This is a genomic window from Streptomyces sp. NPDC101219, assembly GCF_044767675.1.
Lineage (GTDB): Bacteria > Actinomycetota > Actinomycetes > Streptomycetales > Streptomycetaceae > Streptomyces.
In genome coordinates this window covers 1-19,746 of the sequence record NZ_JBIWOK010000015.1, presented here as the reverse complement: position 1 = coordinate 19,746, position 19,746 = coordinate 1, and the positions used below count along the sequence as shown (strand labels likewise).

Genomic DNA, 19,746 nt, shown 5'->3' with positions numbered 1-19,746 from the left:
GCCCCGACCCTAGGCGCGCCGATCAGCGGCGCCCGCTCACGATTGAGCGTCCCGCCGCGCCGCGCTGTGCCAACCTCGGCCCGTACCAGCGAGGTTGAGGATTGTGCCGCCCAGCAGGAGAAGAGGTCGCAGTGGCCGAGCAGCTGCCCGCATACCCGATGACCGACCGCACCTGTCCCTACGACCCGCCCGCCGGTCTGCTCGACCTGCAGCGGCAGGCACCGCTGGTGAAAGTGCAACTCCCCACCGGGCCCGCCTGGCTGGTCACCTCCTACGACGCCGCGCGCACCCTGCTGGACGACCCGCGGATGAGCTCGGACATGGGCAGGGAGGGCTTCCCCACGCTGTACCGGCAGAAGATGCGGCCGGTGCTCAAGGGCTCCTTCATGCGGATGGACGGCGAGGAGCACGCCTTCTACCGCACCATGCTCGCCGGGGAGTTCTCGGTGAAGCGGGTCGCCGCGATGCGCCCGGAGATCGAGCAGGCCTGCGACCAGCTCCTGGACGACATGATCCGCCAGGGGCCGCCCGCCAACCTGCACGACTCCTACGGCATTCCGGTGTCGTCCAGCTCCATCTGCCGTCTCCTGGGCGTGCCCTACGAGGACGCCGAGTTCTTCACCACCCACCTGGAGGCCCTGTTCGACCCGCACCGGGCCGGCGCCCCCGAGCGGATCGCCAAGAGCAAGGCCGCGCTGAGCGCCTACCTCGACGAGCTCGTCACCCGCAAGCAGAAGGAACCCGGCGACGACATGATCAGCCGGCTCGTCGCCGACTACCTGGTGCCCGGCAAGGTCGACCGGCCGGAACTCCTGCTGACGTCCTACCTGTTGCTCGCCGCCGGCCACGAGACCACGGCCAACATGATCACCACCGGGACGGCCGCACTGCTCATGCACCCCGAGCAGTTCGCCCTCGTCCGGGACGATCCGAAGCTGCTGCGCGGCGCCGTCGAGGAACTCCTGCGCTACCTCAGCATCTTCCAGTTCGGCATCACCCGCATCGCCACCGAGGACGTCCGGGTCGGGGACCAGACCGTCGCCGCGGGCGAGGGCATCGTCGTCTCCCCGCTGCTCGGCAACCGCGACGAGAGCGTCTACGACGACCCGCACACCCTCGACGTCCGCCGCCGGGGCCGCCCGCACCTCAGCTTCGGCCACGGCCCCCACCTGTGCGTCGGGCACACCCTGGCCCGCATCGAGCTCCAGATCGCCTTCGAGCGGCTGCTGACCCGGCTGCCCGATCTGCGCCTGGCCGTACCCGAGTCGGACATCCCGTTCCGCACCGAGACCCTCGTCTTCGGCACCGTCGACCTGCCCGTCACCTGGGGTGAGCGGACCGAGAGGACGCCCGCGTGAGCGCCCCGGCCGGCCCCGGGCGGGCCCTGCTCCGGGTCGACACCGACGCCTGCTGCCGCAGCGGGGCGTGCTCCCTGGTCGCGCCGGACCTCTTCGACCAGGGCGACGACGGCAAGGTGGTCCTGCGGACCGCCCACCCGCCCGCCGACCTGCTCGACGCCGCGGAGGAGGCCGCCGACTACTGCCCGGTCTCCGCCATCCGACTGGAAGCCCCGCCCCAGTGACCCGGCCGCCCGGCACCGCCGCGGGACCGCCCCAGGACGCGGACCCGCCGCCCGATACCGCCGCGGGACGGCCCCAGGACGCGGACCCGCCGCCCGACACCGCCCCGGGACCGCCCCAGGACGCGGGCCCGCCGCCCGGCCCCGCCGCGGGACCGCCCGCGGACGCCGGACCCCGGCCCGGCCCCGCCCCGTCGCGGCCCGACGACCCCGGCCAGCCTGCCGCCACGGCCCCGGCGCCGCCCGCACCACCGCCCGGCGCCGACCGCCGGCAGGATCCCGACGCCGATCGCGAGGAACCCACATGGACCTGCTCAGCAAGGCCGTGCTCAACGGCGCGCCCCCCGAGGAACTGGAACGGATTCCCCTGCCCGAGGAGTTCCTGGCCGGGCACCTGCGGGCCGACGATGCCGCAGTCATGGCCGGGGACAGCGACAAGGACGTACGGCGGACCCTCCACGTGGGGCACGTGGCCATGCCGGAACCCGCCCCCGACGAGGTCGTGGTCGCGGTGATGGCCAGCTCCATCAACTTCAACACCGTGTGGTCCGCGATGTTCGAACCCATCTCCACCTTCACCGCCCTGCGCCGCTTCGCCCGCCAGGGCGGCTGGACCACCCGCCACGACCTGCCCCACCAGGTCGTGGGCTCCGACGCCGCGGGAGTCGTCGTCCGGGTCGGCACGGGCGTGCGCCACTGGCGCACCGGCGACCACGTGGTGGTCAGCCCCGCCTACGTCGACGACCAGGACCCCGGCTCCCACGACGACGGCATGATGGGCCGGCACGTGCGCGCCTGGGGCTACGAGACCAACTTCGGCGGCCTGGCCCACTACACCGTCGTCCGCGCCACCCAGCTGGTCGCCAAACCGCCCCACCTCACCTGGGAGGAGGCCGCCTCCGTCACCCTGTGCGCGGGCACCGCCTACCGCATGCTCGTCGGCGAGCACGGCGCCCGGATGAAACAGGGCGACGTGGTCCTCGTCTGGGGCGCCACCGGCGGACTCGGCGCCTACGCGGTGCAGATGGTCCGCAACGGCGGCGGCATCGCCGTCGGTGTCGTCGGCTCCCGGGACAAGGCCGACTTCCTGCGCCGGCAGGGCTGCGACGTGGTCATCGACCGCCGGGAGATCGGCCTGGACACCGACGGCGACACCGACCCGGCGGAACTCGGCCGCCGCCTCGGGCGTGCCATCCGCGCCGAGGCCGGCGAGGACCCGCACATCGCCTTCGACTACGTCGGCCGCTCCACCTTCGGCCTCTCCGTGCACGTCGTCCGGCGCGGCGGCACCGTCGTGACCTGCGGATCCAGCACCGGGTACGAGCACCGGTACGACAACCGCTACCTGTGGATGAACCTCAAACGGGTCGTCGGCAGCCACATCGCCAACCTCCAGGAACAGACCGAGTGCCTGCGCCTGTTCGAGCAGGGCCGGCTGGTGCCCGTCCTCAGCACCGTCTACCCGCTGGAACAGGTGGCGGACGCCGCCCGGCTCGTGCAGGAGAACCGTCACCTCGGCAAGGTCGGCGTCCGCTGCCTGGCACCCGAGGACGGACTCGGCGTCACCGACCCGGCCCTCCGCGCCCGCATCGGCGAGGAACGCCTCACCGCCTGGCGCCGCCCCGCCCCCGCGCCGGCGGGAGCGGGCCGATGACCGCGCTCGGCATCGTCGGCACCGGCTCCCACCTCCCCGAACGGGAGGTCACCAACAAGGAGCTCGCCGAATGGTGCGGCATCGACGCCGGGTGGATCGAGGAACGCACCGAGATCGTCACCCGGCGGTACGCGGCCCCCGGCGAAGCAACCTCCGACCTCGCCGCCCGTGCCGCCGCCCAAGCCCTGGAGGCCGCCGGGATCCCCGCCGGCGCCCTCACCCACCTGATCGTGTCGACCTCCACCGGCGACTCGCCCCAGCCTCCCACCGCCCACCTCGTGCAGCACGCACTCGGCGCGCACGCCGCCGCCTGCCTCGACATCAACGTGGTGTGCAGCGGCTTCGTCTACGGCCTCGAACTGGCCCACCGCCTGCTCGCCGCCCACCCGGACGGGTACGCGCTGGTCGTCGGCGCCGACGTCTACTCCCGCATCCTCGACCACGGGGACCACCGCACCGCCGTCCTCCTCGGCGACGGCGCGGGCGCCGCCGTCGTCGGCCCCGTCCGCGACGGTCACGGTTTCCTCGGCACCGAACTGTCCAGCAGCGGCGACGCGCACGGTCTCATCCGCGTGGAGGCCGGCGGCAGCCGCCAACCCCTCACCCCGCAACTCCTGGAGGAGGGCGGCCACTTCTTCCGCATGGACGGACGCGGCGTGCGCGATTTCGTCATGGACCACGTCCCCCCGGCCCTGCACCGCCTGCTGCGGCGCAGTGGCATCCCCGCCGAACGAGTGGACCACCTCGTGCCGCACCAGCCCAACGGCGTGCTGCTGCGGCGCCTGGTGGAACGGGCCGGGCTGTCCCACGTCCACACCCACCGCACCCTGGAGAAGTACGGCAACATCGGCAGCGCCTCCGTGCCGGTCGCCCTCGACGCCGCCCGCCGCTCCGGCGCGCTCGGCGACGGCGACCTGGTGCTCCTGGCCGGATTCGGCGGCGGCATGTCGATCGGAGCGACCCTGATCCGCTGGCAGGAGCAGACATGACCATGGAAACCCCCTCCCGGATCGGCGTCGTCGGCTGCGGCGTCATGGGCGCAGGCATCGCCGACGTGACCGCCCGGGCCGGCCTCGACGTCCGCGTCGTCGTCGCCCGCCCCGGCGCCGTACCGGCCGCCCACGAACGTATCCGCGGCTCCCTCGACCAGGGCGTCCGCAAGGGCAGGCTCACCGACGCCGACCGCGACACCGCCCTCAGCCGCATCGAGGTGACCGCCGACCTCGACGCGCTCGCCGACCGCGACTTCGTCATCGAGGCCGTCCCCGAGCGCGAGGACCTCAAGACCGCCCTGTTCACCCGGATCGACGGCATCCTCAAGGACGCGGACGCCGTCCTCGCCACCAACACCTCCTCCCTCCCGGTCAGCCGCCTCGCGGGTGCCACCCGCCACCCCGAACGCGTCGTCGGCGTCCACTTCTTCAGCCCCGTCCCCGTCATGCCGCTCGTCGAACTGGTCGGCGCGCTCCGCACCGACGACGCCACCCGCGCCCGGGCGTCAGCCCTGCTCACCGGCCCCCTCGGCAAGACCGTCGTCGACGTGCCCGACCGCGCCGGGTTCATGGTCAACGGCCTGCTCATCCCCTACCTGCTCGGCGCGATCCGCATGGTCGAGTCCGGCCGGGTCACCGCCGACGACGTCGACCGGGGCATGACCCTCGGCTGCGGCCACCCGGTGGGCCCGCTGCGGCTGGCGGACCTCATCGGCCTCGACGTCGTCAAGGCCGTCGCCGAGGCCATGCACCAGGAGTACGCCGAGCCCCTGTACGCGCCGCCGCCGCTGCTGTCCCGCCTGGTCGAGGCGGGCCTGCTGGGCAAGAAGTCCGGCCGCGGCTTCCACAGCCACGCGCGCTGAGGAGCGACCCGGCCGCCGGTACGCTGGGAGCACACGTGAGCAAGCCGGGCCACAGCGCCCGCCCGCACGCGCTACGTCCGCGACCCCGGGTGTCCTCATGAGCACACCGAAGGACCTGCTGATCGTCGCCCTGCAGGACGGCGGACCGGTCACGCAGGGCGAGCTGTCACTGGGCCTTGCGGCGGCCGAGCTGATCGACCTGCTGCGGGTGCCCGCAGCCCGCCTCGACGGCGGACGCATCGTGCCCGGCCATCTGCCGGGACCGGCGGACCCCCTCCTGGAGGAGGCCGCCGCCGCCTTCGCGACGGACGACCCGTACGAACGCGTCGACGACTGGCTGTGGCGACGCGGCGAGGGCCTGGCCGTGGCCTACCTCGACGCGCTGGAGTCGGACGGGACGCTCGAACGGCGGGGCGGGCGCCCCTTCCGCGACGGGGAACGGGTCCTCACCGACTCGCCCGCCCGCCGTGAGGCGTCGGACCGCCGGGACGCCCGCGAACCCGTCCTGCTGACGCTGGCGGAGATCGTCGGCCTCGCCGACGGTCCCGACGGCGGGGACCGGCCGCAGGTCATCGACTACGCGGTGGAGCGCGTGCTGGGCGCCGCCGAGGAGGCCGTCCAGGAACTGGAGGCCGAACGGCAGCGCCGGCTCATCGAACAGGCCGCCTACGACAACATCTGGCGCGTCCCGGAATGACGGCCCCGCCCGGGCCCCGCGGGCCCCCGGCGGACCTACGCCCCCCGGGGGGGAGGCCCGGCGCGCCGCCTCAGCAGCGGCGCCTCCGGAGCCCTTCGGCGAGGAGGGAGAGGCCGATCCCCAGGATCCACACGTCCTTGGCCAGCGGAAGCCCCTGCTCGGTGGGGCGCAGGCTGCCCTCCTGCCGCATCCCCGGGGTCCGCAGGTAGAGCCCCAGCGTGCCCGCCGCGAACGCGGTCACCGCGCCGCCGGCCACGGCCGCCGGGACGACCGGCAGGAGCAGGGCGCCCGCGATGGCGATCTCTCCCGCCGACAACGCCCGCGTGAACTGCGCGGGGCTGTACTTCTCCAGGACCGGGTAGGTGCCGGACGCGAACTGATGCAGTCCCTCGGCCGTGGCGTCGTCCGCTCCGCGTTTGGCCAGACCGGAGTTCAGGAAGAACAGGCCGGCCGAGAGCCTGAGCGGAAGCTGCCGTGCCGCGGAGCGCCATGCCGGTCGCGGTGCCATGTCGGATCTCCTCACGAGGTCGTCGCCCCCGCCTACCAGACTCGCAGCCGTGCACGGAGTGTCAAACGGACGCGGCCGGCCGCGTCCGCCGACGCCCGGCACGGCGCCGCCGCGCGGCAACCGCCCCCGACACCGAGCGAGCCGGTCGCCGCAGCGGGCCCGCCTGCGTGCCACGATGCCGCTATGCGGGTCATCGTCGTGGGTGCGGGGCAGATCGGGCACACCGTCGTCAAGTCGCTCGCCGAGACACACGACTGCACGGTGATCGACGTCGACCGGGCGCGCCTGGACGCCCTCTCTCACGCCTACGACGTGCGGGTCACCCACGGCAGCGGCACCCGGCGCGAGACGCTGCTGCGGGCCGGGGTCGCCGACGCGGAACTCGTCCTCGCCTGCACCTCGCGCGACGAGGTGAACCTGGTGACCGCCATGCTCGCCCGCCGGCTGTCGTCGGCGCGCACGGCCGTCCGCGCCACCGGCACGGACTACCTGGCGGCCTGGCACGCCGGCGATCTCGACGTCGACCTGCTCGTGTCGACGGCGTACGAGACCGCGCAGGCCGTCGCCCGGGTCCTGGAGGTGCCCGGCGCCCGGCACGTGGACTTCTTCGCCGACGGCAAGGTCGCCGTGATCGGCGTCCATGTCCCCGGCACGGACCCGCCCCCGTTCGCCGGCCGTCCCCTGGGCGAGGCGGACCTTCCCGAGGCCTCCCGGGTGGTCGCCGTCGTGCGGGACGGCGCGGTCGTCGGACCCCCGGCGACGGAGTCCGTGCGGCCCGGCGACCTGGTCGTGGCCATGGCCTCGCTGAAAGGGGCGCGCGCCTGGAGCCGCATGGTGTCCGGGGCCGGCCCGGTCGGCGACGTCGCGCTCTTCGGGGCCGGCCGGGTGGGAACGGCGATCGCCCGGGTCCTGCTCGACAAGGGCATCGGCGTGCGGCTGATCGAGCACGACGCCGCCCGCGCGCAGGCGGCCGCCGCCGCCCTGGACCGGGCGCGGGTCTACCACGCCAGCGGCCTCGACCCGGAGTTCCTGCGCCGTGAGCGCATCGGCGCGGCCGGAGCGGCCGTCCTCGCCGGCGGCGACGACTCCCGCAACCTGCACGCCGCGGTGCTCGCCAAGGTCCACGGCGTCGGCATGACCCTCACCGTGCTCGACGACCCGGCAGCCGCCGAGGTGTTCGAGGCCGCCGGGGTCGACGTGACCATCGACCCGGGCGACGAGACCGCCGAGAAGATGGCCCGCTTCACCTTCGACAGGCGCACCCGCCAGCTCGCCATGCTGGAGGACGACCGCTTCGAGGTGCTCGACATCACCGTCCGCCCCGACAGCCGGTTCGCGCACCGCCCGGTCGACGCGCTCCCCGGGGCGGGCGTCGGCGCCCTCGTCCGCGACGGCGAGGTGATCTTCCCCGACGGCAAGGACGCGTTGCTGCCCGGGGACCGGGTGATCGTCCTGACCGAGCCCGAACACGTCCTCGCCCTCGAGCGTGACCTGTGAGGCGGGCGCGGACCCGGCCGCGGACCGGGGTGGACGTGCGGACCGCGCTGGGCGTCGTCGGGGCCCTGCTGATCTGGTTCGCCCTCGCCTTCACCGCCCCCGCGGCCGTCGCGCTGGGCACGGGCCGGCCGCCGTGGCCCTTCCTCGCCGCCGGAGCGGCCACCGCGGCCACGGCTCTGCTCCTCAAGCGGCTCACCGGCAGGCGGCCCCCCTTGGGCGTCCGCGAGGGGTTCCTCGTCGTCGTCGCCGTCTGGCTGCTCGTCCCCGCCTTCGGCGCGCTGCCGTACGTCCTCGGAGGGGTGCCGCAGCTCGACCACCCGCTCGACGCCTACTTCGAGGCCATGTCGGGCTTCACCGCCACCGGCGCGACCGTCCTGACGGACGTCGAGGCGCTGGGAGCCGACATGCTGTTCTGGCGCCAGCTCACCCACTGGCTGGGCGGCATGGGCATCATCGTGCTCGCCCTGGCGGTGCTGCCGCGACTGCGGATCGGAGGCCGCGAGCTGCTGCGTTCGGAGCTGCCCGGCCCGGTCGCCGTCGAGTCGCTCGACGCGACCGTCCGGGGGACCGCCCAGCGGCTGTGGAAGGTCTATCTCGCCGTCACGGCGGCCGGCTTCCTCGCCCTCGCCGCACTCGGCTGGGCCGGACTGGACCGGCGGATGGGCGTCTTCGACGCGTTCTCCTACGCGACGTCGGCCGTGTCCCTCGGCGGGTTCACCCCGGACGCCGACTCGGCCCGGGGGCTCGCCCCGGTGACGCAGTGGGTGCTGTGCGGGCTGATGGTGGTGGCCGGGGTGAACCTGCTGCGGCTGTACCGGCTCGCCGCGCTGCGCCAGGTACGGGCGGCGGCCCGCGACGACGAACTGCGCCTGTACCTGGCCCTGCTCGCCGTCGCCACGGCCGTCCTCGGCGCCGAACTGTTCGCGGAGGGGCTGGTGGACGGGTTCGGCGGGGTACGGCACGCGGTGTTCCAGACGGTGTCGGTGACGACCACCACCGGATTCGCCACCCTGGACTGGTCGACGTGGGGGACGCTCGCCATGTTCACCCTGTTGCTGCTCATGTTCGTCGGGGCCTGCGCGGGGTCGGCGAGCGGATCGGTGAAGGTGGTCCGGCACCTCGTGCTGTTCCGCTTCGCCCGCCGGGAGCTGGACCGGGCCGTCCACCCGGACGCGGTCGTCCCCGTGCGGGTCAGCGGCCGGGTGGTCGATGGTGCCGCCCTCCGCTCGGTGCTCGCGTTCGCCGTCCTCTACCTGCTCGTCTTCGCCCTCGGCACGCTCGGACTCGCCCTCGACGCCGAACCCGGCCCGCCCGGCACGGGCGCGTTCAGCGCCCTCGGCGCGGCGGCCTCCTGCCTGGGCAACGTGGGTCCGGCGTTCGGTGAGACGGGCCCGTTCGGTTCCTACGCGCCGCTGGGCGGGCTGTCGAAGGTGATCCTCGTCGTGCTGATGTTCCTCGGGCGCATCGAGATCGTGCCCCTGGCGGTGCTGCTGCGCCGCAGCTACTGGCGGGTGTAGGGGAGGGGCCACCGGCCGCCTCGGCCGGCCCCGGCAGGATCCGGTCCGGCAACGCCCGGCGCAGCCGCCCCCGGCGGGCAACGGCACCGGCCGGGGGCGGCCCCAGCGGGCTGCCTCCGGCCTTGGCGGCATCCGGGGCACCGAAGTCCGTTCGTCACCGCCCCCGGCAGGCGGTGACGAAGGCGTCGAACAGACGCATCCGGTGCTCGTCGGAACCGTCGGGGTCCTCGGGGTGCCACTGCACGCCGACGATCCACTGGTCCGGATGCTCCACGCCCTCCACCACCCCGTCGTCGGCACGGGCCGCGACCACCAGCCCGTCGCCGGGCCGGTCGACCGCCTGGTGGTGGCCGGACCGCACGGTCAGCCGGCGCTCGCCGGTGATCGCCCCGAGCCGGGTGCCCTCCAGGACGGTGACCTGCTCGTCGAGGAACATCGGCCGGCCGGGGCCGCCCCGGTGCAGCCGGTAGTCCTCGATGTCGGGCACGAGGGTGCCGCCGAACGCCACATTGACCAGCTGCGACCCCCGGCAGATGCCGAACACCGGCCGGCCCGCCCGCTCCGCCGCCCGGATCGCGGCGAAGGCGTACGCGTCCGCCTTCGGGTCCACGCCGTAGGAGTTGGGCACCGGGCCGGTGTGCCCGTACAGGGCGCCGTCCACGTCGCCGCCGCCGACCGCCGCCGACCTCGGCGTGCACCGCAACACTCTGCGGTACCGCATCACCACCGCGACCCGGCTGCTCGGCGCCGACCTCGACGACCCCGACGTCGCGAGCCACCTGTGGCTCGCCCTGCGGACCGGCGGCCTGGCCTGACCACCCGCCCGGGCCCCGGACGGCCCTCGGACGGCCACCGGCCCGGGGGAGGAGCCCGGCACCCACAGACCCGCGTGATACGAAGACCTCCACGCCGCGTGCGGCACCGCGGACGGGGGGCCGGACGGAGCGGGATCGGCCACGCCCCTCCGCCTGCGGCCACCGTGCGGGGGCCGGCACGACCGGGCCCACCCATGAGAATGGGGCCCACCCAGGAGAGGGGACACATGCCAGGGCACGAGAGCCCACGCCCGCCCGGGACCGCGCGCGGTCCCGCCGCCGCGCTGCGGCCCCGGCACACCCCGCGCGACCCGCGGGCGGCCGTCCTCTTCCTGCACGGCGGCAGCGACACCGGCCGCGCCGTCTCCCGCCCCTGGTACCCGGCGCCGCTCCGGATGCGGCCGTTCGTGCGCGCCGTCGCCGCCACCGTGCCCGGCGACGTCCTGCTGGCGGAGGTGCGCTACCGCGTCCGCGGCTGGAACGGCACCGACGCCGACCCCGTCCACGACACCCGCCGCGCGCTGCGGGAACTGACCGGCCTCGCCGGAGGAGACCTCCCGGTCGTCCTGGTCGGACACTCCATGGGCGGCCGGGCCGCCCTGCGCGCCGCCGACGCACCCGAGGTGCGGGGCGTCGTGGCGCTCGCGCCCTGGTGTCCGGAGGGCGAGCCGGTGGCGCATCTGCGGGACAAGGACGTGGTCGTGCTGCACGGGGACCACGACCGGGTCACCGACCCCCGCGCGTCGGCGGCGTTCGTCCGGCGGGCCCGGGAATCCGGCGCGCGGGCCGCGATGCGTACCGTGCCCGGCGGCGACCACGCCATGCTCCGCCGCGCCGGCCACTGGCACCGCACCACGGCCGCGGCCGTCGCCGCGCTCCTGACCTCCGGCCGGACCACCGCGTGAGACCCGTGACCGGACTACCGCTCGAGACCTCCGGCCGGACCACCGCGTGAGACCCGTGACCGGACTACCGCTCGAGACCTCCGGCCGGACCACCGCGTGAGACCCCTGGCCGGACCACCGCTCGAGACCCCCGGCCGGACCACCGAGAGCCCCGCCGACCGGACCACCGCCCGAGACGCCCGCCGCGTCACCGGACGTCACCCCCCTGCCCCCGGAGCCCCCGGAGCCCCCGGCGTCCCGTCCACCCGGTCGTGGACTGGCTGTCCCCTCCATCCATCAGGGACGTGACGCCCCCGCCCGCGTACGCTGTTCCGCGTTCACGGCTCCCGTCCCGACCGGACCCGCGGCATGCTCGCGCCTGCCGTGCGCCCGCGCCGCGCCGGGAGACCGGCGGCTCGGCGCGAGGGGGCGACGATGGCGGCGTTGGGTTCCGGACAACGGCACGGCACGGTGCCACCGGTCGTCGCGGCACGGTGGGCACTGGGGGCGTTCGTCGTCCTCAACGTGGTGATCGTCGAGGCACTGTTCCTCACCGGCGGCAGCGGCAAGAACGGGACGCTCACCGTCGCCAAGTTCTTCGGACTGCACGCCGCCCTGCTGATGCTGTTCCAGCTCCTGCTCGTGGCCCGGCTGCCGTGGCTGGACCGCCGCCTCGGCATGGACCGGCTGACGGTGTGGCACCGCTGGACCGGCTTCACGCTGCTGTGGACGGTGCTCACCCACGCCGTCCTCGTCGTGCTCGGCTACGCCCGGCTGGACGACGCGTCGATGGCCAGGACGTTCGGCGCCCTGGCCGGGGTCCCGGCGTCCCTGCTCGGCATGCTCGCCGCCGCCGGGGTCGTCCTCGTCGCCACCGTGTCCACCCGGCCCCTGCGCAGGCGGCTGCGGTACGAGACCTGGCACGCCCTGCACCTGCTGCTGTACCTGGTGCTCGCCCTGGCCTTCGCCCACCAGCTCCTGGAGACCACCACGTTCACGTCGTCGGCGTTCGCCATGGCGTACTGGTGGGCGATGTGGCTGTTCGCGTTCGGCGCCCTGCTGGCCGGGCGGATCGTCCTGCCGGTGTGGCGCAACCGCTACCACCGGTTCCGGGTCGAGGCCGTGGTGCCCGAGTCCGACGACGTGGTGTCCGTCCACGTCACCGGTCACCGTCTCGACCGGCTGCCCGCCCGGGCCGGCCAGTTCTGTGTCTGGCGGTTCCCCGGGCACCACCACTGGTGGCTCGCGAACCCGTTCTCGCTGTCGGCGGCCCCCGACGGCCGGACACTGCGGCTGACCGCCAAGGCCGTCGGCAGCACCAGCGCCGGACTGCGGCACCTCCCGGTCGGCAGCCGGGTGTACCTGGAGGGCCCCTACGGCGCCTTCACCTCCCTGCACCGCACCCGGCCCGGCGCGCTGCTGATCGCCGGCGGGGTGGGCATCACCCCCGTCCGGGCCCTGCTGGAGGAGGAGGACCCGGACGGCGACGTCGTCGTCCTCTACCGGGCCCGCAGCGAGGCCGACGCCGTCCTGGTCGACGAGATACGGAACCTGGTCGCCGTCCGCGGCCGGCGGCTGCACCTGCTCACCGGCCGGACGCAGCAGGACAGGCCGCCCTTCGCCCCGGAGAACCTCCGGGGCCTGGTCCCCGACATCACCGAACGCGACGTGTACGTCTGCGGGCCGCCCGCCATGACCTCCGCGGTGCTGCGCGGCCTGCGCGCGCTGGACGTGCCGGGCCGGCAGATCCACGCGGAACGGTTCGCCCTGGCCTGAGCGGCCCCGGCAGAGGCGCGCACCGCCGTCGCCGCGGCCCGCCCCGCCGTCGCCCGGGCCGCCCCGTTCTCCCGCCGGGCCCTCCTCCGCGAGCCGCTTCCCGCCACAGCCGAAGCGGGTCCCCGCAGGCCCGTCCCCGGGCCGCCGCCGCTTCCGGAAGCCCTCTCCCCGCCGGACGGGCCGTCCCGGCCGGATGCTGGCAGGCGACATGCGTGAGTACATTTGGGAACAAGGTGCCGACTGATCGGGTGGAGCAAATGGCGCACCCCTGATCGTGAACCTCGCCGACGAGGACGTTCATGTTCCCCACGAGTGCTCCGACGGTCACGGTATTCGTGCTGTACGCGAGCGCGCTGATCGGCACCGGCCTCTGGGCGTACACCCGCACCCGCACCCTCGCCGACTTCGCCATCGGCGGGCGCCGCCTCGGCCCGTTCGTGTCCGGCCTGTCGGCGGGGGCCAGCGACATGTCCGGCTGGCTGTTCCTGGCCCTGCCCGGCGCCGTGTACGCGGCGGGCATCGGCGCCGTCTGGATCGCGGTCGGCCTGGCCATCGGCACCTACCTGAACTGGCTGTTCGTCGCGCCCCGGCTGCGCACCTACACCGAACGCGCCGAGAACGCGGTCAGCCTGCCCGCCTACCTGGAGGAACGTTTCGAGGACCGCACCCGGATGCTCAGAATGGTCTCGGCCGCGGTCATCCTGGTGTTCTTCACCGTGTACGTCGCCGGCGGCCTGGTCGCGGGGGGCCTGCTCTTCGAGACGATCTTCGACGTGCGTTTCGGCGTCGGCGTGACCCTCACCGCCCTGCTCATCGTCGTCTACTCCTGCCTGGGCGGGTTCCTCGCGGTCAGCCTCACCCACGTCCTCCAGGCCACGCTCATGGCCGTCGCCCTGGTCGTGGTCTCCCTGACCGCCGTGGCGGCCCTCGGCGGCTTCGGGCAACTCGGCGACGACCTCGACCGCGCGGAACCCGGCATGACCCGGCTGGGCGTCCGCGTCGCCTACGAGGGCGGCCAGTGGACGGCCGACGGGTCGCTCGGCGCCCTCGCGATCATCTCGCTGCTCGCCTGGGGCCTCGGCTACTTCGGCCAACCGCACATCCTGGCCCGCTTCATGGGCATCCGCAGCGTGCGGGACATCCCGGCGGCCCGCCGCATCGGCACCGGCTGGGTCGTCGTCGTGCTGGCCGCGGCGACCCTCGTCGGCCTGGCGGGCGTCGGGCAGCTCGGAGTGCCGCTCACCGACCCCGAGACGGTGTACATCGCCCTGTGCCGCGCCCTGCTCGACCCGTGGGTCGCCGGGATCATGCTGATCGCCGTCCTGGCCGCGATCATCTCCACCGCCGACAGCCAGCTCCTCGTGTCCTCCGTCGCGCTGACGGAGGACTTCTACCGCGCGTTCCTCAACCGGAGCGCCACCGACCGGTCCCTGGTGCGGATCGGGCGCGGCGCCGTCGTCCTCGTGATCCTGGTGGCCTGCCTCGTCGCCCTGCGCGGCGACGGGGTGCTGGGCATCGTCGCCCACGCCTGGGCCGGCTTCGGCGCCGCCTTCGGCCCCGTCGTGCTGCTGTCCCTGTACTGGCCCCGCATGACCTGGGCCGGGGCCATGGCCGGCATCGTCGCGGGCGCCACCACCGTCCTGCTGTGGGAGTGGGTCAACCCGCTGCTCGGCCCGCTGGAGTCGGGCATCTACGAGATGGTCCCCGGCGTCCTCGTCGCCACCCTCGCCGCCCTCCTCTTCGGCCGCTACGTCGGCAGACCGCCCGGGCGGGCGTTCTGGCGCGTGCCCGGCGGCGGCGTGAGCCAGCTGATGCTCAACCCGTTCGTCATGCATGCGCCCATCGGGATGGCCGTGCTGGACACCGACCTGCGCTACGTCTGGGTGAACGCCACCCTGAACCGGATCATCCCCCTCGAACGCCGCCTGGGCCGACGGGCCGCCGACATCCTGCCGCCGGCGGAGGCCGCACCCCTCGAGGAGCGGATGCGCCGGGTCATGCACACCGGCCACGCCGTCACCGACTACGAGATCCGCACCAAGACCGACGACTCGGGCCGCGAACGCGCCTCCTCCGTGTCGTTCTTCCCGATGCGCGACCGCCACGGCCGCACCGTCGGCATCCTCTACATGGTCATCGACGCCACCGAACGCCACCGCGCCCAGGAACGCCTCGCCCTCGTCAACGACGCGGGCGCCCGCATCGGCAGCACCCTGGACGTGACCCGGACCGCGCAGGAACTGGCCGACGAGGCCGTGCCGCCCATCGCCGACTTCGTCGCCGTCGACCTGCTCGACTCCGTCATGCGCGGCGAGGAACCCGCCCCCGGACCCGTGGGCATGACACCCGTCATCCGCCGGGCCGGGCAGGCGTCGGTGCGGGCGGGCTGCCCCGAAGCCACCCTGTCCGTGGGCGAGGCGGTCCGGCGCGCCCACACCTCCCCGGTGACCCGGTGCCTCCAGGACGGCAGGACCCTCGTGGAACGCAGCCTGGACCGGGTCGCCAGCCCGTGGGTGACCCAGGACCCCACCCTCGGCGCCTCACTCCTGAAGTACGACTTCCGCTCCCTGATGGTGGTCCCGCTCCGGGCCCGGGGCGTCATCCTGGGCGTGGCAACCTTTGCCCGGTCCGGAGGATCCGGCCCCTTCCAGGACGACGACATACGCCTCGCCGAGGAGATCGTCTCCCGCGCCGCCCTCTGCGTCGACAACGCCCGCCGCTTCACCCGCGAACGCACCGCCGCCCGCGCCATGCAGCGCTCCCTGCTGCCGCGCGGACTCAGCGGCGGATCCGCCGTCACGGTCGCCTCCTGGTACCAGCCGGCCGACGCGCCCAGCGGCGTGGGAGGTGACTGGTTCGACGTCATCCCCCTGTCCGGCGCCCGGGTCGCCCTCGTCGTCGGAGACGTCGTCGGGCACGGCCTCAACGCCGCGGCCACCATGGGACAGCTGCGCACCGCGGTGCGCACGCTCGCCAACCTCGACCTCGCCCCCGACGAACTGCTCGCCCACCTCGACGACCTCGTCGACGGCCTCATGCGGCCGGACAGCAGCCCCGCCTCCACGGACGGGCAGCACGCCGAAGCAGGCGCCGCGTTCATGGGCGCGACCTGCCTCTACGCCGTGTACGACCCGGTCAGCGGCTGCTGCACCATGGCCCGCGCCGGTCATCTCCCGCCCCTGGTCGTCCGCCCCGACGGCACCGCCGAGCTCCTGGACCTGCCCGCGGGGCCGCCGCTCGGCCTCGGATACCTGCCCTTCGAGTCCACCGAGCTGCGCCTGGCCGAGGGCACCCTCATGGCCTTCTTCACGGACGGCCTGGTCGGCACCCACGACCGCGACATCGACGCCGGTCTGGCCCGCCTGACCGAGGCCCTGACGGCGCCCGGACCGACGGCGCTGGAGGAGATCGGCCAAGGGGCCGTCGACGCCCTGATCACCGGCCAGCCGCCGGACGACGCCGCCCTCCTGCTCGCCAGGACCCGGGCGCTGGCCCCCGACCAGGTCGTCTCCTGGGACCTGCCGAGCGACCCCGCCGCCGTCTCCCACGCCCGCAGCCTCACCGTCCGCCAGCTGTCCGACTGGGGCCTGGACCATCTGGCGTTCACCACCGAACTGATCGTCAGCGAACTCGTCACCAACGCCATCCGTTACGCCGCGCCGCCCGTCTCCCTGCGCCTCATCCGGGACGACACCCTCATCTGCGAGGTCTCCGACACCGGCAACGCCTCGCCCCGTCCCCGCCACGCCCGTACGACCGACGAGGGGGGCCGGGGGCTGATGATCGTGGCGCAGATCGCCGGCCGGTGGGGGACGCGCTACACCCCCGACGGCAAGATCATCTGGACGGAACAGCCGCTCGGTGTGCCCGACCTGTAGGGAACCCGGCCGGCCGGGCGTCAGCGGCGGTGGCCGAGCACGTTGACCACCCGGCCGTCCGGGGCACGGACGAAGAACCGCCGTACGCCCCAGTCCTCGTCCTGCAGCGGGTGGACGATCTCCGCGCCACTGTCCCGCATCACGGCGTACGCCGCGTCCACGTCGTCGACCTCGACGCTCATGTCCGGGGTGACCGGGGCGGTCCGGTCGGCGGTCATGATGCTGACCTGCGCCGCCGGCACGGTCGGCGACGCGAGCGTCACGATCCAGCCCAGGTCCATCACTTCCTCGAACCCGAGCAGGCCGTAGAACTCCCGGTGTTCCTGCAGGGCGTCCGACTGGACGATGGGCACGACACGGCGGACGGTCATCGAAAGCCTCCGGGCGAGACGGGAAGGACGGGCGAACACGACCTCCCCAGGCCTACTACGGTCCGCGCCCGCGCGCACGCCTTTCCCCCGACCCGCCGCCCGGGAACAACCGCGACGGGTGCCGTGTTGTGGGGTGCGTGGCCGTGCAGGGGACAGTGTCCCCGGGCCTCACCCCCAGCCTGCGGGGAAGATCGTCCGGCTGAAGCCCCGCAGAGCCCTTCGCCGCGCAGGCGACCGCCCTCCACGGCCCCGCAGCAGCGGAATACGGCGTCCCCCGACGCCGTTTCCCACCATGTCTGACATGTTCGAGTCAATGGCTCGGGCAGTGGCGGAAGGAGCACCCCATGGCACGCAGCACGACACGTCCGGTCGTCAAGCTGAGGTCGACGGCCGGTACGGGGGTCACCTACGTGACCCGGAAGAACCGGCTGAACGACCCCGACCGGCTGGTCCTGCGGAAGTACGACCCGGTCGCGGGCGGGCATGTCCTGTTCCGCGAGGAACGCTGACCCCGGTCCTCGCCCTCGCCCTCGCCCCTGCCCCCGCCGCCGCCCGGGCCGGCGGCGGCTGAGGCACGGCACCCCGACCGCTCGCGGAGGAAGCCACGATGAAGGTACGCAAGTCCCTGCGTTCGCTGAAGTCCCGGCCCGGCGCCCAGGTGGTACGCCGCCGGGGCGTCACGTTCGTGATCAACAAGAGGGAGCCGCGTTTCAAGGCCCGCCAGGGCTGACGCGCCGCTCCCGCACCGGACGGCCCGGTACCGCACGCGCGGTACCGGGCCGTCCGTCGTGCGTGCGCGCCGTGGGTGACGGACCGCCCGGGGCGGCGTGGCGCACCGGGCCCCCGCCGCCGTCGGACGAGTATGGCGGGCGGTGAGTGACCGGGAATCCCCGGACCGCACCGCACCCGGCGGCCCACGGACCGTGACGGGACGGGACGGGCCGGCGGCCTCCCGGACGGACGGATGCACGGGAGGCGAAGATGACGGTGACCCGGGTCGGCATGGTCGTCCACGGCGGACGCCCCGAGGCCGCCGAGGCGGCCCGCACGGTCCGGGACTGGTGCGCCGGACACGGCGTCGTGTGTACGGACATCGACGTGTGGGCCGACGGCGGACGCCGCAGCGCCCGCGAGGAAGTGGCCGCCGCGGGCGATCCCGACCTCGTCGTCACCCTCGGCGGCGACGGGACGTTCCTGCGCGGGGCCCGGCTGGCCGCCGCCGTCGACGCGCTCGTGCTCGGCGTCGACCTCGGCCGCGTCGGCTTCCTGACGGAGGTGCCCATGACGACCGTGCGGGCCGCCCTGGACGCCGTGCACGGCGACCGCGTCGAGGTGGAGCAGCGCATGCTGCTCACCCTGCGGGCCTCCCGCCGTCTGGAGGTGCCCTCGGACATCGAGGCCCTCATGAGATACGGCCGCGGCCCCCTGCTGCCGCCGACCAGTGTGCGCCCCGACTGCGAGACCAGCGGCGAGTGGGGCGTGCCGCTGGACGTGGCCGCACTCAACGACGTGGTGCTGGAGAAACTCGCCCGGGACCGGCAGGTCTCGGTCGGCGTCTACCTCGCGGGCCGGCTGCTGGCGTCCTACTCCGCCGACGCCCTGCTGGTGGCCACGCCGACGGGCTCCACCGCCTACAGCTTCGCGGCCGGCGGGCCCGTGGTCTCCCCGCGCGCCGAGATGCTGGTCTTCACCCCGGTCGCCCCGCACATGACGTTCGACCGCTCGGTCGTGGCCGCCCCGGACGAGCCTGTCGGCCTGCGCGTCCTCGAACGGTCGGGCCGCGCCGCCGTCAGCATCGACGGCCAACTGCGCGGAGTCCTCGACCCCGGCGACTGGATCGGCGTCTACGCGGCCCCGCGCCGCCTGCGGGTCGCGCGACTGGGCCCGATGGACTTCTACGGCCGGCTCCGTGAACGCATGAACCTCACCGACGCCCCGGCCGCCGTCGCCGACGGCATGCCCGCGCCCCTCTGGCCGCACACGAGCCCGCCCCCGGGAGACCTGGCCCACCTCGCCATGCCGCACGCCCCGTCCCCAGCGGGCCGGGAACGGGCGCCGCGTCCCGCCGAAGGGGACGGCGGATCCGCCGGATGACCGACGGGGAACGGGAACAGCCGCGCCCGGCCGGACCGGCGGACGGCACGGACACGGCGGCCGTCGCCGGCCGCCTCAAGGAACGCATCTACGCGACCATCACCATGATCGCCGTCGTGATCGGCCTGTCCCTCAGCGACGCGGGCCCCCGAGGCGCCATCGCCACCGTCGTGACGACCGCCCTCGCCCTGTGGCTCGCGGCCCTCGTCGCCGACCAGCAGGCCCACCGCACCGTCCACCGCCGCTACGCCACCGGCGGCGAACTGCGGCGCATGCTCTACGTCAGCAGCCCCCTGCTGTCCTGTGCCGTGGGCCCGGCCGTCACCATCGCCCTGGCGGCGCTCGACGTCATGTCGTTGGACACCGCCCTGCTGACGGCGGCCGGAGTGGGCATCGCCTCGCTGTTCGTCTGGGGCTGCGTCGGCGGCCTGCGGATGGGCGGAGGCACGGTGCCGGCACTGATCGCCGGCCTGGTCGACGCCGCCATCGGCCTGGCCGTCGCCCTGGTGAAGGCGGCGGCCGGACACTAGTGACCTGAGTCGGAGGTTCGTCGTTGGTTGGGCATGAGTCGTCCGGGTCCGAAGATTCCGCCGTTGTCGGTGACCGATGCCCAGCGGGCCG

18 protein-coding genes and 1 pseudogene are annotated in these 19,746 nt (G+C 74.5%); 16 read left to right on the top strand and 3 right to left on the bottom strand.

Going from position 1 to position 19,746, the window contains the following annotated elements; all coding sequences use genetic code 11:
- The first annotated feature begins 131 nt into the window (after positions 1 to 131).
- The 6 genes from ACIRPP_RS25990 to ACIRPP_RS25965 all read left to right on the top strand — a co-directional run bounded on the left by ACIRPP_RS25990 (position 132) and on the right by ACIRPP_RS25965 (position 5,785).
- Positions 132 to 1,358, top strand: coding sequence for a cytochrome P450 (locus tag ACIRPP_RS25990; RefSeq protein WP_318653315.1), 1,227 nt, complete (start codon positions 132 to 134; stop codon positions 1,356 to 1,358).
- A complete protein-coding gene (locus ACIRPP_RS25985) occupies positions 1,355 to 1,582 on the top strand; it encodes a ferredoxin (protein ID WP_403647329.1) in 228 nt (75 codons plus the stop codon). The genes ACIRPP_RS25990 and ACIRPP_RS25985 overlap by 4 nt, the downstream gene beginning before the upstream one ends.
- 301 nt (positions 1,583 to 1,883) lie before the next feature.
- The gene (gene ccrA / locus ACIRPP_RS25980) at positions 1,884 to 3,233 is read left to right on the top strand and encodes a crotonyl-CoA carboxylase/reductase (RefSeq protein WP_403647326.1); all 1,350 of its coding nucleotides are present in this window, start codon (positions 1,884 to 1,886) and stop codon (positions 3,231 to 3,233) included.
- Positions 3,230 to 4,222 carry a 3-oxoacyl-ACP synthase III family protein gene (locus tag ACIRPP_RS25975; RefSeq protein ID WP_403647323.1) on the top strand — a complete coding sequence of 331 codons (993 nt, stop codon included), beginning with the start codon at positions 3,230 to 3,232 and terminating at the stop codon, positions 4,220 to 4,222. Before ccrA ends, ACIRPP_RS25975 begins: the two co-directional genes overlap by 4 nt.
- Positions 4,219 to 5,088: a 3-hydroxybutyryl-CoA dehydrogenase gene (locus ACIRPP_RS25970; RefSeq protein ID WP_403647320.1), complete on the top strand. Its 870-nt coding sequence runs from the start codon at positions 4,219 to 4,221 to the stop codon at positions 5,086 to 5,088. The genes ACIRPP_RS25975 and ACIRPP_RS25970 overlap by 4 nt, the downstream gene beginning before the upstream one ends.
- Before the next feature lie 97 nt (positions 5,089 to 5,185).
- Positions 5,186 to 5,785, top strand: coding sequence for a GPP34 family phosphoprotein (locus ACIRPP_RS25965; RefSeq protein ID WP_403647317.1), 600 nt, complete (start codon positions 5,186 to 5,188; stop codon positions 5,783 to 5,785).
- Positions 5,786 to 5,855: 70 nt separating this feature from the next.
- Here ACIRPP_RS25965 and ACIRPP_RS25960 read toward each other — a convergent pair whose 3' ends face one another.
- On the bottom strand, positions 5,856 to 6,293 hold the full coding sequence (locus ACIRPP_RS25960; RefSeq protein WP_403647314.1) for a hypothetical protein: 438 nt from the start codon (positions 6,291 to 6,293) through the stop codon (positions 5,856 to 5,858).
- Between the two features lie 183 nt (positions 6,294 to 6,476).
- Here ACIRPP_RS25960 and trkA point away from each other — a divergent pair, with 183 nt between their 5' ends.
- Both trkA and ACIRPP_RS25950 read left to right on the top strand, forming a co-directional pair.
- Positions 6,477 to 7,790: a Trk system potassium transporter TrkA gene (gene trkA, locus ACIRPP_RS25955; RefSeq protein ID WP_403647311.1), complete on the top strand. Its 1,314-nt coding sequence runs from the start codon at positions 6,477 to 6,479 to the stop codon at positions 7,788 to 7,790.
- 35 nt (positions 7,791 to 7,825) lie between these two features.
- The gene (locus ACIRPP_RS25950; protein WP_403647308.1) at positions 7,826 to 9,307 is read left to right on the top strand and encodes a TrkH family potassium uptake protein; all 1,482 of its coding nucleotides are present in this window, start codon (positions 7,826 to 7,828) and stop codon (positions 9,305 to 9,307) included.
- Between the two features lie 154 nt (positions 9,308 to 9,461).
- Here the strand turns inward: ACIRPP_RS25950 and ACIRPP_RS25945 are convergent, their stop codons facing one another.
- Positions 9,462 to 10,028 (bottom strand): gamma-glutamyl-gamma-aminobutyrate hydrolase family protein, encoded by a 567-nt coding sequence (locus tag ACIRPP_RS25945; protein ID WP_403647305.1) that lies wholly within the window; start codon positions 10,026 to 10,028, stop codon positions 9,462 to 9,464.
- On the opposite strand from ACIRPP_RS25945, the pseudogene ACIRPP_RS25940 reads away from it, so the two are divergent.
- From ACIRPP_RS25940 to putP, 4 genes and pseudogenes are all read left to right on the top strand, one after another.
- Positions 9,985 to 10,122 (top strand): annotated as a pseudogene (locus tag ACIRPP_RS25940) (helix-turn-helix domain-containing protein); the annotation flags it as partial. The gene ACIRPP_RS25945 and the pseudogene ACIRPP_RS25940 sit on opposite strands and share 44 nt — an antisense overlap.
- A 227-nt stretch (positions 10,123 to 10,349) precedes the next feature.
- The gene (locus tag ACIRPP_RS25935; protein WP_403647303.1) at positions 10,350 to 11,027 is read left to right on the top strand and encodes an alpha/beta hydrolase; all 678 of its coding nucleotides are present in this window, start codon (positions 10,350 to 10,352) and stop codon (positions 11,025 to 11,027) included.
- Positions 11,028 to 11,441: 414 nt separating this feature from the next.
- On the top strand, positions 11,442 to 12,782 hold the full coding sequence (locus ACIRPP_RS25930) for a ferric reductase-like transmembrane domain-containing protein (protein WP_403647300.1): 1,341 nt from the start codon (positions 11,442 to 11,444) through the stop codon (positions 12,780 to 12,782).
- A gap of 299 nt (positions 12,783 to 13,081) precedes the next feature.
- Positions 13,082 to 16,660, top strand: coding sequence for a sodium/proline symporter PutP (putP, locus tag ACIRPP_RS25925; protein ID WP_403647297.1), 3,579 nt, complete (start codon positions 13,082 to 13,084; stop codon positions 16,658 to 16,660).
- 20 nt (positions 16,661 to 16,680) lie between these two features.
- Here the strand turns inward: putP and ACIRPP_RS25920 are convergent, their stop codons facing one another.
- Positions 16,681 to 17,031, bottom strand: coding sequence for a VOC family protein (locus tag ACIRPP_RS25920; RefSeq protein ID WP_403647294.1), 351 nt, complete (start codon positions 17,029 to 17,031; stop codon positions 16,681 to 16,683).
- Positions 17,032 to 17,375: 344 nt separating this feature from the next.
- Between ACIRPP_RS25920 and rpmG the strand changes: the two genes are divergently transcribed.
- The 4 genes from rpmG to ACIRPP_RS25900 all read left to right on the top strand — a co-directional run bounded on the left by rpmG (position 17,376) and on the right by ACIRPP_RS25900 (position 19,655).
- Positions 17,376 to 17,540, top strand: a complete 165-nt coding sequence (gene rpmG / locus ACIRPP_RS25915) for a 50S ribosomal protein L33 (RefSeq protein WP_164334076.1) — start codon at positions 17,376 to 17,378, stop codon at positions 17,538 to 17,540.
- A 98-nt stretch (positions 17,541 to 17,638) separates the two neighbouring features.
- Positions 17,639 to 17,761, top strand: coding sequence for a type B 50S ribosomal protein L36 (gene ykgO / locus ACIRPP_RS25910; protein WP_403647291.1), 123 nt, complete (start codon positions 17,639 to 17,641; stop codon positions 17,759 to 17,761).
- Positions 17,762 to 18,012: 251 nt separating this feature from the next.
- On the top strand, positions 18,013 to 19,125 hold the full coding sequence (locus ACIRPP_RS25905; protein WP_403647288.1) for an NAD(+)/NADH kinase: 1,113 nt from the start codon (positions 18,013 to 18,015) through the stop codon (positions 19,123 to 19,125).
- Complete coding sequence (locus ACIRPP_RS25900) at positions 19,122 to 19,655, top strand: hypothetical protein (RefSeq protein WP_403647286.1); 534 nt, start codon at positions 19,122 to 19,124, stop codon at positions 19,653 to 19,655. The genes ACIRPP_RS25905 and ACIRPP_RS25900 overlap by 4 nt, the downstream gene beginning before the upstream one ends.
- Positions 19,656 to 19,746: the final 91 nt, after the last annotated feature.

Coding starts and splice junctions, on each gene's coding strand:
- ACIRPP_RS25965 (WP_403647317.1), top strand. CDS start 5,186: ATGAGCACACCGAAGGACCTGCTGATCGTCGCCCTGCAGGACGGCGGA.
- ccrA (WP_403647326.1), top strand. CDS start 1,884: ATGGACCTGCTCAGCAAGGCCGTGCTCAACGGCGCGCCCCCCGAGGAA.
- ACIRPP_RS25905 (WP_403647288.1), top strand. CDS start 18,013: ATGACGGTGACCCGGGTCGGCATGGTCGTCCACGGCGGACGCCCCGAG.
- ACIRPP_RS25960 (WP_403647314.1), bottom strand. CDS start 6,293: ATGGCACCGCGACCGGCATGGCGCTCCGCGGCACGGCAGCTTCCGCTC.
- ykgO (WP_403647291.1), top strand. CDS start 17,639: ATGAAGGTACGCAAGTCCCTGCGTTCGCTGAAGTCCCGGCCCGGCGCC.
- ACIRPP_RS25975 (WP_403647323.1), top strand. CDS start 3,230: ATGACCGCGCTCGGCATCGTCGGCACCGGCTCCCACCTCCCCGAACGG.
- trkA (WP_403647311.1), top strand. CDS start 6,477: ATGCGGGTCATCGTCGTGGGTGCGGGGCAGATCGGGCACACCGTCGTC.
- ACIRPP_RS25945 (WP_403647305.1), bottom strand. CDS start 10,028: ATGCGGTACCGCAGAGTGTTGCGGTGCACGCCGAGGTCGGCGGCGGTC.
- ACIRPP_RS25935 (WP_403647303.1), top strand. CDS start 10,350: ATGCCAGGGCACGAGAGCCCACGCCCGCCCGGGACCGCGCGCGGTCCC.
- ACIRPP_RS25900 (WP_403647286.1), top strand. CDS start 19,122: ATGACCGACGGGGAACGGGAACAGCCGCGCCCGGCCGGACCGGCGGAC.
- ACIRPP_RS25920 (WP_403647294.1), bottom strand. CDS start 17,031: ATGACCGTCCGCCGTGTCGTGCCCATCGTCCAGTCGGACGCCCTGCAG.
- ACIRPP_RS25930 (WP_403647300.1), top strand. CDS start 11,442: ATGGCGGCGTTGGGTTCCGGACAACGGCACGGCACGGTGCCACCGGTC.
- rpmG (WP_164334076.1), top strand. CDS start 17,376: ATGGCACGCAGCACGACACGTCCGGTCGTCAAGCTGAGGTCGACGGCC.
- ACIRPP_RS25970 (WP_403647320.1), top strand. CDS start 4,219: ATGACCATGGAAACCCCCTCCCGGATCGGCGTCGTCGGCTGCGGCGTC.
- putP (WP_403647297.1), top strand. CDS start 13,082: ATGTTCCCCACGAGTGCTCCGACGGTCACGGTATTCGTGCTGTACGCG.